The organism is Flavobacterium sp. ARAG 55.4 (assembly GCF_051846875.1).
Lineage (GTDB): Bacteria > Bacteroidota > Bacteroidia > Flavobacteriales > Flavobacteriaceae > Flavobacterium > Flavobacterium plantiphilum.
In genome coordinates this window covers 417,302-429,430 of record NZ_JBPYCT010000002.1, presented here as the reverse complement: position 1 = coordinate 429,430, position 12,129 = coordinate 417,302, and the positions used below count along the sequence as shown (strand labels likewise).

9 protein-coding genes and 1 tRNA gene are annotated in these 12,129 nt (G+C 34.4%); 2 read left to right on the top strand and 8 right to left on the bottom strand.

Annotation, left to right across the window (positions count from 1 at the left end; translation table 11 throughout):
* Positions 1-103: 103 nt before the first annotated feature.
* From galE to ACSV4D_RS03940, 8 genes are all read right to left on the bottom strand, one after another.
* The gene (gene galE, locus ACSV4D_RS03975; protein WP_439227236.1) at positions 104-1,117 is read right to left on the bottom strand and encodes a UDP-glucose 4-epimerase GalE; all 1,014 of its coding nucleotides are present in this window, start codon (positions 1,115-1,117) and stop codon (positions 104-106) included.
* Between the two features lie 12 nt (positions 1,118-1,129).
* Positions 1,130-2,179, bottom strand: coding sequence for a UDP-glucose--hexose-1-phosphate uridylyltransferase (locus tag ACSV4D_RS03970; protein WP_439227235.1), 1,050 nt, complete (start codon positions 2,177-2,179; stop codon positions 1,130-1,132).
* A gap of 5 nt (positions 2,180-2,184) precedes the next feature.
* Positions 2,185-3,351 (bottom strand): galactokinase, encoded by a 1,167-nt coding sequence (galK, locus tag ACSV4D_RS03965; RefSeq protein ID WP_439227234.1) that lies wholly within the window; start codon positions 3,349-3,351, stop codon positions 2,185-2,187.
* 43 nt (positions 3,352-3,394) lie between these two features.
* Positions 3,395-4,414, bottom strand: coding sequence for an aldose epimerase family protein (locus ACSV4D_RS03960; RefSeq protein WP_439227233.1), 1,020 nt, complete (start codon positions 4,412-4,414; stop codon positions 3,395-3,397).
* Between the two features lie 139 nt (positions 4,415-4,553).
* The gene (locus ACSV4D_RS03955; protein WP_439227232.1) at positions 4,554-6,566 is read right to left on the bottom strand and encodes a DUF2264 domain-containing protein; all 2,013 of its coding nucleotides are present in this window, start codon (positions 6,564-6,566) and stop codon (positions 4,554-4,556) included.
* Positions 6,567-7,394: 828 nt separating this feature from the next.
* The gene (locus ACSV4D_RS03950) at positions 7,395-8,549 is read right to left on the bottom strand and encodes a glycoside hydrolase family 88/105 protein (protein ID WP_439227231.1); all 1,155 of its coding nucleotides are present in this window, start codon (positions 8,547-8,549) and stop codon (positions 7,395-7,397) included.
* Between the two features lie 26 nt (positions 8,550-8,575).
* On the bottom strand, positions 8,576-9,820 hold the full coding sequence (locus ACSV4D_RS03945) for a DUF2264 domain-containing protein (RefSeq protein WP_439227230.1): 1,245 nt from the start codon (positions 9,818-9,820) through the stop codon (positions 8,576-8,578).
* Positions 9,821-10,100: 280 nt separating this feature from the next.
* Positions 10,101-10,180, bottom strand: a tRNA-Leu gene (locus ACSV4D_RS03940).
* A 246-nt stretch (positions 10,181-10,426) separates the two neighbouring features.
* Between ACSV4D_RS03940 and ACSV4D_RS03935 the strand changes: the two genes are divergently transcribed.
* The gene (locus ACSV4D_RS03935) at positions 10,427-11,368 is read left to right on the top strand and encodes a ribose-phosphate pyrophosphokinase (RefSeq protein WP_408080710.1); all 942 of its coding nucleotides are present in this window, start codon (positions 10,427-10,429) and stop codon (positions 11,366-11,368) included.
* 96 nt (positions 11,369-11,464) lie between these two features.
* Complete coding sequence (locus ACSV4D_RS03930) at positions 11,465-12,076, top strand: 50S ribosomal protein L25/general stress protein Ctc (RefSeq protein WP_408080708.1); 612 nt, start codon at positions 11,465-11,467, stop codon at positions 12,074-12,076.
* Positions 12,077-12,129: the final 53 nt, after the last annotated feature.

The window sequence follows — 12,129 nt, the reverse complement described above, 5'->3', positions numbered from 1 at the left end:
GTAAATCGATACAATTAAAAAATAGATTATAAATACTGCATAATCTGCAAATTCGAGACTTGAGCTCATAAGAAATTATTTAAATTAGTAATTGGTTTAAGCATTAGCTTCTTATTTTTTGTTCCCATTTCCAGGCGCTTTCCATGGCTTGTTCCAAAGTAGATTGTGTTTTCCACCCAAGCACTTCATTTGCTTTAGTAGTATCAGCGTAAGCTAAAGTCACATCACCTTCTCTTCTGTCAACAATTTGGTAAGCTAATTTTTGACCGCTTACTTTTTCGAAAGCATTGATTACTTCTAAAACAGAACTTCCTACTCCGGTGCCAAGGTTAAAAGTTTCTACTTTTTCAACGTTCTTTTTATTTAATAAACGTTGCAAAGCCACTACGTGCGCCTTAGCTAAATCGACTACATGAATATAATCGCGGATACAGGTTCCGTCTGGTGTTGGATAGTTATTTCCGTAAACCAGTAATTCTTTACGCAAGCCAATTCCGGTTTGTGTAATAAATGGCACTAAATTTTGGGGAACACCTATTGGTAATTCACCTATTTCAATCGATGGATGTGCTCCAATTGGATTAAAATAACGTAATAAAATAGCGTTGATTCCACTTATTTTAGCTACATCACTAATAATTTCTTCCCCTATTTGTTTCGTGTTTCCATAAGGAGACATCGCTGGCTGAACTGCTGAATCTTCATTAATAGGCATTGTTTCCGCCTGACCATAAACTGTACAGGAAGAACTAAAAATAAAATTAGCATTTTCCTTTTTCTCCAATTCTTGCAATATATATACAAGGGCACTGATGTTGTTCTCGTAATACAACAATGGATTCCCTACACTTTCTCCTACTGCTTTGGAAGCCGCAAAATGAATCACTCCACTTACATCAGCATGTTTTTTGAAGAAATCCTGGACCGATGCTTTTTCTCTTAAATCCAGTTTTTCAAAAAGTGGTTTTTTACCTGTTATAGCTTCGATACCTTTTAAAACATCTTCCGACGAATTGGATAAATTATCAATCACAATCACTTCAAAACCTTCATTTTGTAATTCTACTACCGTATGCGAACCTATGAAACCCAAACCTCCCGTTACTAGTATTTTCATATCTTTTAAATTTTATTTTTGTTTGTAATGTACATCAGATAAATTTCGCAACATTTCAGCACTTTTCTCAGGTGTAATATCTCTTTGTGATTCTCCCATCATTTCATAACCTACCATGAATTTTTTTACGGAAGCCGAACGCAACAATGGCGGATAAAAATGCATGTGAAATTGCCATTCCGGATGCTCCTCACCGTCTGTTGGTGCCTGATGAATTCCGGATGAATAAGGGAATGAAGTTTCGAAAAGATTATCGTACTTTGTCGTCAGTTTTTTCAAAACTTCAGCAAAAGCAATCACTTCATCTTCAGTAAAATCAGTGATTTTAGTAATATGACGTTTGCTGATAATCATCGTTTCAAAAGGCCAGATTGCCCAAAAAGGAACAATAGCTGCAAAGTGATCGTTCTCAACAACCACACGCTCTTTTTTCAATAATTCTTGTTGCAAATAATCCTGTAAAAGATTGGTTCCGTTTTTATCGAAATAAGCTTTTAAACTATCCTGTGTTTTTTGAACCTGAGTTGGCAATGAAGATTGCGCCCAGATTTGTCCGTGTGGATGCGGATTACTACATCCCATTACACTTCCTTTGTTCTCAAAAATCTGTACGTGATTAATGTAATCTACACTTCCTAAAGTAGTGTATTCTTTTTGCCAGGTATGGATAATATTTACGATACCATCTACTTCCATTTCCGGCAAAGTCAAATCATGTCTTGGTGAAAAACATACTACTCTTGAAATTCCTCTTTCCGGTTGCGCTTTAAAAAAACTTCCTTCTTCATTTCCATCAAAAGTAATCTCCTCCTGTTTTAAGGCTGCAAAGTCATTTTCAAAAACAAAACTGCTTTCATAAGCTGGATTTACTTCACCATTAGCACGAACATTTCCAGCACATAAATAGCATTCCGGGTCGTATTTTGGTAACGCAATAGTATTTACTGCTTCTTTTTGTCCTTGCCAAGGTCTCTTAGCACGGTGTGGAGAAACTAAAACCCATTCGTTTATTAAAGGATTAAATCTTCTATGCGGATCTTCATTAATATCAAACTGTCTCATAGTCATTATTTAGTATATAGTGATGTTCCGTTACTTACTTTCACGTCGTAAATTTTCAATTCGATTCCGAAAGAATCGTTATATAATTTTGAGAATTTATCTTTAATTTGTTGCTCTTGTCCTTTCTTCACCAGATTAATTGTACAGCCTCCAAAACCGCCGCCCATTAATCTTGAACCAATAACTGCTGTTTCTTCTTTAGCCAAATCTACTAATAAATCCAACTCTTCACAGCTTACTTCGTAATCTTTAGACAATCCTTCGTGAGTAGCAAACATCAATTCGCCTAAGAATTCAATATTTCCGTTATCCAAAGCTTCACAAGCCTGAATTACACGATTGATTTCCTTTACCACAAAAAGAGAACGTCTAAAAACGTCATGACTCATTTTGTCTTTTAAATCGATAATTGTTTGTTCAGTACAATCCCTAAAGCTTTTTATTTCTGGGAAATTTGCTTTTACAATAGCAATTCCTTCCTCACATTGCTGTCTTCTTTCGTTATAAGCCGAAGTCATTAACGAGTGTTTTACATTTGAATCAAATAAAATCAATGAATAATCGCTAAAATCAGCATCGTGATAGGTATACTCTAAAGTACGGCAATCAATCTTAATCACTTTGTCCTCCTGTCCCATTACACTTGAGAACTGATCCATAATTCCGCATTTAATTCCCACCCAATGCTCTGCTTTTTGTCCTAATAAAGCAATATCAATAGGTTTGATATTCAAATTGAATAAATCGTTTATTCCAAATAAAAATCCACATTCTAAGGCTGCCGAAGAAGATAACCCAGAACCAACAGGAATATTACTGCTGAAAACACAGTTTACACCTTCAAATTGAAATCCGTTGATTTTTAACTGATTAATTACTCCTCTGATATAATTTGTCCAGGAATTATCGTCTAATTTTACCTCAGCCGTAACATCAATTTCAAACTCATCATTCAGGTCTAAAGCAATCACTCTGGAAGTATTCGTATTGTTTTTTGCAAAAGCAAAACAAATTACTTTATCAATGGCTGCCGGCAAAACATAACCGTCATTGTAATCAATATGCTCTCCAATGATGTTTATTCTTCCCGGAGAAATTACTATTTTAGCGGGTTCAGCACCAAAAGTTTCCTTAAAAGAGCTGGTTGTTTTGTTTATTAAAATATCATTCATTAGTTAGAAATTGGAATAGTATTAAATTTATTAAAATCGTGTATTATAATGATTCGAATTTATAGATAGTTTTTTGAGTGTAAACATCGCCTTTTTTCAAAACAGCATTTGGAAAATTGGCGTGATTTGGTGCGTCAGGGAAATTTTGTGTTTCAAAACAAATTCCGCTTAAAGCGTGGTAAGCTGCATTTTCTTTCCCTTTTAAATCAGAACCGCAATTTCCGCCCACATAAATATGAACTCCAGGCTGATCGGTATAAACATCCATTTTTAAATTAGTTTTTGGACTAAAAAGAGTTGCTTTTACCTCATCATTATTCTCCACTACAAAAGTGTTATCGATATTTTGAGGACATTTTTTAGCTGTTCGATAATCAAAAACCGTATTAGCCACCTCCAGCATAGTTCCTGTAGGAATACCGTCTTCTCTGGTTTCAACTACTTTTTGAGCGTGAACAACCAAATCCTGATTCAAAACATCCGATTGGTGTCCCTCCAGATTGAAATAACTATGGTGTGTTAAATTGATAATGGTATTTTCGGTAGTTGTAGCTTTGTAATCCAGAATCAATTCGTTTTCTTCAGTCAAAGTATAAGTTAAACTTACTGAAAGCTCACCCGGATAATTTTCTTCGTTAGCAACACTGACATAACTCAACGTAATTGATGGGTTTTTGCCCGTATTTACCGCATCAACTTCCCAGTTTTTTTTACTGAAATTTTCTATTCCTCCGTGTAATGAATTAGCTCCGTTATTGATTGCTAGTTGATATTTTTTACCGTTTAATTCGAATTTTCCATCTTTAATTCTCCCGGCATAACGCCCCACGGTAGCCCCCATATAAGGTGAACCATCTAATTGAAATGATTTCTCATAACCTTCTACACTATCGAATCCTAAAACCACATCAATCAATTCTCCATTTGTGATTGGAATTTTTAATGAAGTAACAGTAGCTCCAAAAGGAATTACGGTAAGTTGCGCTCCATTTTTATTGGTTAACACATAAAAAGTATTAACAGTAGTATTGGAATAATTTAAATTATTATCAGAAGCAGACATAGGAATTGGTTTTATTTTTATTTAAGTTGGTTGAGCAAAAATAGAAATAAACCTCAATTGTATATACCAGTACCTACCAGTTTTTCAAATAAAGCCACTAGATTGAAAAAATCAACTGATATTATCTTATCCCAAAGAATTAATCAAAACTGATATGTTTTGCATTTCCTTTGTAAAAATCAATAGTGATGCTTTTATCACTTTGCTGTATGTTTTTTACAGGAATTAGTTCCTTTGAATTCCATTTTTCTCCTGATTTTTTCCACAGCATTAGAGTTGCATAAATACCTGAGCCTTCTTTTTCCGGATTAGTATGCGCTATTACATCAATTACGGCACTCTTGTTACTTTCAGGGTGCAATCCCTGAGCATTTACAACTTCTGATTTTTCCCATCCTAAGATTGGAATCATCGCTAATTGGTATTTACCATTATCAATAATAGTTACTTCGTAATTTTTTATTTTCTTTTTAGTAACCATAATCTCTTTATCAAGTTCAGGCAAAGCATAATGCCCTAAACGCATTGAAATGGCTTTATCCGAATTGTTTTTATCGACTCTCAAAATCCCATTGGCAAGAGGAATATCAGCCAAGCTAAACTTAATATTTTCATCGGTTTCTAAAACCACCTCGCGATGGTAAATTCCGTTTTCAAAATTTTTAAAAGTGAATAATCGAAAGGCTTCCCATTTATCCACTTTATTTTTAACCAAATAATTCATCGCCACTTCACCATTTTCACCATCGGCTTGCCAGGGAAATGCGCTGTTATAAGATAATCGGTTGTAATTTTCAGTAGAACGGAATTTTTGCCAATCGTTTTTTACCTTTTCATGGCACCAGGCTCTCACTTCAGAAGCGCCTATATTCGGATAATCGGTAATAAGAATTTGAGAATCTCCCTGATATTGGTTGTAAACTTTGTCTTTTTTAAATTGGGTATCCCAATTACCATTATTTTCTTTAGCATTCCAAAACGGATTATTATCCGGAACCAGTAAGCCTAAAAAGGCTTTCCCCATCCAATAAACACTACCACGGCAACTGTAAATTTGAACGGCAGGTTCGAAAGCTCCATAAAAACCCAAAGTAGGAACTCTATCTTTCATAAAATCGGGATGCGTAAAAAATTGTTTAATCACTCCTGATGCGATACGACGCATCCAGCCAAAATTAGTATTAGGGTCATTTTGAAATCCCATTAGCGGAAAAGGAATAATCGAACCGGTTCTATAACTAATGCTTCGTCCCCACATAATCATTTCTCCGTTTTTACTAAAAAGATTAGGATAATTACTTTTTAAATCGCTAAAATTTTGCTCAAATTGAGCTGCTATTTCAGGATAATTTTTTTTACCAAAATACTCCGACCAAATCATTCCATACATCTGAAAAGCCCACATGCTGTAGTAATCATAAGCAGGGCTGTCATTATACCAGCCGTTTCCTCTATAATGTTTCAGTGATTTTTCCAGATATTCAACCAGCAGTTTTTCGTTAACCTCATAACCTTGTTCTTTAAAAAAACTCAGCACAAAAACATTAAAGAATTTCCAGTTCGAATCTACCGTAGGTCCATCTCCGTAACTGAGCATTATTTTGGCTAATGCATCTTTTTGATTTTGAGGCATAGGTTTCCATAAAACCTCCGGATTAATCATCATCGAAACTGCTAATGCTCCAAATTCAACTAATTTTTGATTTGGGCCTCCATTTTTAGGTCGTGATTCAATATAAGAAGGACTTGAGGGATTTGTCAATTCCCCTATCTGATGTCTGTAATAATCGGCTACTTGTATGTTGTTGATAACCAAATCCGGATTTTCTTTTAATAAGGGAGCAGCAATGAATAAGGTTCTGCAAAGTCCTTCTAATTTTTCTGTCGGAATCTGACTTTCATTTATTGGATAACTTTTTCCTTGCTGTTTAGGAAATTTCATTGGGTCATCCAGTGTATGAATATATGTAAACGCACCTTCCAGTAAATATAAGGCAGCATCTCTCCAGTGTTGTTTGGTCATTCCGGTATAAGGACTCAATTTATAATCCGGATTTGTAATTTGAAATACCTCTCTATTGCTTTCCTTCTTTTGTGCAAACAAAAAAGTACTTAAAAAAACAGTCAGAAACAAAAGACTTGATTTATTCATCTTCAAATGGTTTTTTTATATATTTTTATCAGTTGACAGAATCCTTTCCATGTATTCTTCACTTTCGTCTGAGCCGAAATACAATTCACAGTTAACAAGCCAAGCAAAAATAAGGCCGTTACAAATGGTATGTTTTTCATCACTGTACAATTTGTAATTTTGTTTTTTTCTAATCATGAAAATTCAAATCTATGTAATTAATCTAGTTTTCAATACCAGCCCCTACCAGTTTTTTAGAATAAAAACGGCCGGATAAAAAACACGAATGAATTCGAATTTATTCCTTTTATTATTACATCCAAACACTCTGGCTAAACAACCATTATCAGAATCCACATTAACCAACTTACTATCAGCTTATTATTTTCATAAATAAAAAAAAATACTTCTGATTCAAAATAAAAGAATAATTCGAGATTTGAAACTACTGAATGTATTACTTGGATTGTTTTTTCTGATAAACCCTGATATAATCTATTATGTATTTTGAAGGTAAACTTGTACTAGTATAATTACCTCCATTAGTGCCCCTACAGCCAGATTAACTAATAAATAATGAGGCTGCTGAAATGGAAGAATCTTTTGACTAACAGAATATACTGTTTTGTTAGTTGCAAAACATAAGTAAAGCATAAAGCTACCACTTAATATTTTAACATATATTTAATTATAAATCTAGCCACAATTACTATAGGCTGTATTTAGCATATATAAAGGGATAAAACAAAATTCATAACAAAAAAAGTAAACATAAATTTAAAAAAAAGCTAGTGCTTTTTTTTTAAAAAACAGTAGCTTTTTATGACTTTATAAAATCTATTATTCAAATCATTTCACAAAACGATACATCTCAGAAGTTGCTAATAAAAATGCTCCTACTCCAAAATCAGCGGTGGAATTTTTATCGACTACTTGCCCTGGAATAGCTTTTTCACCAATAGGTTGAACATAACCTACAGTACCATCAGCCTGAAGTGCAAAATGAGTCAAGTAATTCCAAGATTTCTCCACTACTGGCAAGTAGGTTTCTTTATCTAAAATGCCATTATTAATTCCCCATAAAAATCCATAGGTAAAAAAAGCAGTTCCGCTGGTTTCCGGTCCCGGAGCATGTTCCGGATCTAAAATACTTCTGGTCCAATAGCCTTCTTTTTGTTGGGCTGCAGCTAATGACTTAGCCATATCTTTAAAACGGCTGATATATTCTTGTTTGTGTTTAGCACTATCAGGTAAGTCTTGAATAATCTTAGCATAACCCGCAAAAATCCATCCATCTCCTCTTGCCCAGAAATCTTTTTTACCGTTGGCACTTTTGTGTTTTGGATAAATATATTTTGCATCTCTAAAATACAATTTCTCTTCATCGTCATACATAATAGAGTTTGAATAAGTTAAATATTCATGCAATTTTTCCAGATACAATTCATTTCCCGTAACTTTATACAACTTAGTCATAACAGGCATAACCATATATAAGCCATCTACCCACCACCAATAATCATTAGCAGCAGTACTCATTTGGTATTCCATAACTTCACGAGCTCTGGCAATCATTTGAGGATCTTTTTTCTCTGTAAAATTATACAAGTCAATATAGGTCTGAAAACATATTTGCCAATCACCGAACAACACATGCTTGTCATTTTCCCCATAATTGTATTTCCATTCCGATTTATTAGTTGATTTGGCTCCCATCCACTGATTTTTTTCAGCCCAAGCCAAAGAATAATCCAAGAACTTTTTGTTTTTAGTAACCTTATACGCTTCCATATTCCCCGTATGATAAGCCGCAACATTCCAAAAAGCATTACCCAATTCAGGATGTGTATCTTGCCAACGGCTGTTTACTTTATCAATAATAGCAAGAACTTCTTTTTTAGATTCTTTTATAGCATTTTCTTTCTTAACAGCGCTGCTTTTACAACTAACAATCATCAACGAAAAAGATGTCATTAGGATAAAAAATGAGTTTTTAAAATTCATAATTATAACGTTGATTTAGTTTTTATTTATTTTGAAGCATGATCAATTGGAATAACCTGTCCTGACCAAATTTTCTTTTGGGTCCAAGGTTCGTATTTGTCACTCCAAAATGCATCTGTAGCCGGTAAACCAAGTACTAAAAAGGCTTCTGAACACAAGTATAAACTTCCCGTTGAAATATAACCTTCACCAATGTTAGGTTGATGACCATACAATCCAATCTGAAGCCAACCGTTTTTATCAAAAGTTCCCGGCGCTTTCAATTGATTCTGAATCATGGTATATAGAGCCGAACGCACTTGAGCAGGAGCTACTTCCTTAGGTAATTCTTTCCAAAGAGCAATTTGCGACAATAACTGAAAAGCCCCAAAACGATACGCTAACGACCTACCGATAGGAGGATAAGTACCATCAGGAGAAATTAATCGTTCCTGAATAGCCGCATAACGCCTGGCTCTATCCAATTCAGTTTTAAAATCGGCTTTAAAATTAGCCTCGTTTTCGTTGAGTGTTTTTAAAATATCCAATTGCATAGGATGAATTACAAAACTATTGTAATAATCCCAATGAAAATCGGGACCATCACCATACATTCCATCTCCTAAATACCATTTTTTATGTTCATCTAAGGCATACATTAATCGTTTTTGGTCTTCGCCTTTATCAAACTTAAGTATTGCAGCTTCTACCATACTGGCAAAAAGAAGCCAATTACTATGATATGGCTCTATTTTTCTAGACGACTTAAAAGCTTTTATCACATTTTCTTTAGTGGTAACATCCAGTGGCTCCCACAATTGTTTTGGCGCCCTAAGTAAGGCTTGCGCCAAAAAAGCAGCATCTACCAATGGCTGCCTGTCTACTACAAAATTCATGAAGTCCGGAGAAGCAGGGTCAGTTGCATTGTGAATGGATTTTTGCGCTAAATCAATATACTTAGCTCTTAATTTTCCTTCAGCTGTTGTATCAGGACCTAATTCTAACCAAGGCGCCATTCCTGATAACAATCGACCAAATGCCTCTAAATAAGTCACATGTTTTCTATTATCCCATGCATCAGGTGATCGTTCTACAGGCATGTTCTTTTTTAATTCATTTTTACTCAGCGCCTCTAAAACAGGATCGCCAATAGTAATTAATGAGGACACAAAGAATTCACGAACTTTTTCTGGCGAATCTTTCTCTATTTTTTTAGATTGCGAATAGGATATATTGATTGCAATTAAAAAAGAGAAAAACAGCAAATTGTTTTTTTTTAAATAATCCCTCATAAGGTTTTTTGGTATTGGTTTGGTAATTTTCAGAAATATGTTTGCAATTTAAGCAGATTTCCAAAGCTCTCGTTAAAAATATATTATTATCCTTAACATTTTAATACTTCGTTTTAAACCCAGACGGACTCACCTTTATCAACATATTTCAAAACTTATCGACTAATAAAAACTCAAAAACAAGGAGTGTAGATAAAATAAATATAGAAAGGAATGAGATTTGTTTCAAAAAAGAAAATAATAAGCATAAAAAAAGCCCCTTCTTTCGAAGGGGCTTTTGTACCCAGGACCGGGATCGAACCGGTACTCCTAAGAACTGGTGTTTGAGACCAGCGCGTCTACCAATTCCGCCACCTGGGCTTTTAAAAAGAAAAGACAAAATATCTTTTCTTTAACACGGTGCAAATGTAAAAAATATTCTTAAACATTCTAAGAAAAAATCTTAATTTTTTACTTTCACAGTCAAATTAATTTTCTAAATTTGCAGCTCGTTAAAACAGCATATACTAACTAACTCCATCCGAGGCATTTAAACACATTCTGTCTTTTAAAAAAAGACAAAACAAGATTGTAATTGAGTGTAGCGGAATAAAAACAACAAAATAAATGTCACAAAAAGAACCAGAAGCTAAAATTTTTGCTTGTTCACAAAGTGTCTATCTAGCTGAAAAAATTTCCGAAGCATACGGAATTCCATTAGGTAAAGTATCTATGTCACATTATAGTGATGGAGAATTTCAACCGTCTTACGAAGAGTCAATCAGAGGATTACGTGTTTTTATTGTTTGCTCTACTTTCCCTAATACGGATAATTTAATGGAGTTATTATTGATGATTGATGCTGCTAAACGCGCTTCAGCAAGACATATAACTGCTGTTATGCCTTATTTTGGTTGGGCAAGACAAGACAGAAAAGACAAACCCAGAGTCCCAATTGGAGCTAAGTTAATAGCTAAAATGCTGGAAACAGCAGGAGCAACAAGAATTATGACTATGGATTTACACGCTGACCAAATCCAGGGATTCTTTGAAAAACCAGTAGATCATCTTTTTGCTTCTACTATATTTTTACCATACGTAGAAAGCCTTAAGTTAGATAACCTAACAATTGCTTCTCCAGACATGGGAGGCTCAAAAAGAGCTTATGCTTATTCTAAATTCTTAGAATCTGATGTGGTAATTTGTTACAAACAAAGAAAACAAGCTAACGTTATTGACACCATGGAATTAATTGGTGATGTAAAAGGACGCAATGTTATCCTGGTTGACGATATGATTGATACCGGAGGTACATTAGCAAAAGCAGCTGACCTAATGATAGAAAGAGGAGCCTTAAGTGTTAGAGCAATCTGTACACATCCTATTTTATCTGGTAAAGCATACGAAAGAATAGAAGAATCTAAATTGAGCGAATTAATCGTAACAGATTCTATTCCATTAAAGAAAGCTTCAAACAAAATCAGAGTAGTAAGTTGTGCGCCTCTTTTTGCTGAAGTAATGCACATGGTACAAAACAACAATTCCATCAGCGGAAAGTTTATCATGTAAAAAACACCTGATTAGTGTCAAATAGTAGCTAATAACTAGTTACTAGTCACTAGTCACTGAATAAGAGTTTAATTAATAACTATATAAATATTTAAAATGAAATCGATTACAATTAAAGGATCAGAAAGAGAAAGCGTGGGCAAAGTAGCTACTAAAGCCTTACGTAATGCTGGAGCGGTTCCTTGCGTGTTATACGGAGGAGATCAACCAGTTCATTTTTCAGCAGAAGAAAAAGCATTCAAAAACTTGGTTTACACTCCAAACGCTCACACAGTTGTGATCGAATTGGGTAACGGAAAATCATTCAACGCTATCTTACAAGATATCCAGGTTCACCCAGTTTCTGACAGAATCTTACACATTGACTTCTTCCAGTTATATGATAACAAAGAAATCACTATTGAAGTTCCTGTAAAAATCACTGGTAACTCTAAAGGAGTTATGGCTGGTGGAGATTTACGTATCAACAACCGTAAATTAAAAGTTAAAGCTTTACCTAAAAATCTTCCTGATTTTGTTGAAGCTGATATTACTCCATTAGACATGGGTAACAAGTTATATGTAACTAAAGTTCCTACTCCAAATTTCAAAATCATGCACCCGGACAACACTGTTATTTGTCAGGTGAAGATGTCTCGTGCTGCTATGAAAGCGGCTCAGGAAGCTGCAAAAGCTGCAAAAGCACCAGCAAAAGGAAAGAAAAAATAATCTTTTTTCAATCATACTTAAAAGCATCAATCGAAAGGTTGGTGCTTTTTTTT

What these genes read in the sequence shown, in the direction of transcription:
- galE (WP_439227236.1), bottom strand. Translation starts at nt 1,117, where the DNA reads ATGAAAATACTAGTAACGGGAGGTTTGGGTTTCATAGGTTCGCATACG.
- ACSV4D_RS03970 (WP_439227235.1), bottom strand. Translation starts at nt 2,179, where the DNA reads ATGAGACAGTTTGATATTAATGAAGATCCGCATAGAAGATTTAATCCT.
- galK (WP_439227234.1), bottom strand. Translation starts at nt 3,351, where the DNA reads ATGAATGATATTTTAATAAACAAAACAACCAGCTCTTTTAAGGAAACT.
- ACSV4D_RS03960 (WP_439227233.1), bottom strand. Translation starts at nt 4,414, where the DNA reads ATGTCTGCTTCTGATAATAATTTAAATTATTCCAATACTACTGTTAAT.
- ACSV4D_RS03955 (WP_439227232.1), bottom strand. Translation starts at nt 6,566, where the DNA reads ATGAATAAATCAAGTCTTTTGTTTCTGACTGTTTTTTTAAGTACTTTT.
- ACSV4D_RS03950 (WP_439227231.1), bottom strand. Translation starts at nt 8,549, where the DNA reads ATGAATTTTAAAAACTCATTTTTTATCCTAATGACATCTTTTTCGTTG.
- ACSV4D_RS03945 (WP_439227230.1), bottom strand. Translation starts at nt 9,820, where the DNA reads ATGAGGGATTATTTAAAAAAAAACAATTTGCTGTTTTTCTCTTTTTTA.
- ACSV4D_RS03935 (WP_408080710.1), top strand. Translation starts at nt 10,427, where the DNA reads ATGTCACAAAAAGAACCAGAAGCTAAAATTTTTGCTTGTTCACAAAGT.
- ACSV4D_RS03930 (WP_408080708.1), top strand. Translation starts at nt 11,465, where the DNA reads ATGAAATCGATTACAATTAAAGGATCAGAAAGAGAAAGCGTGGGCAAA.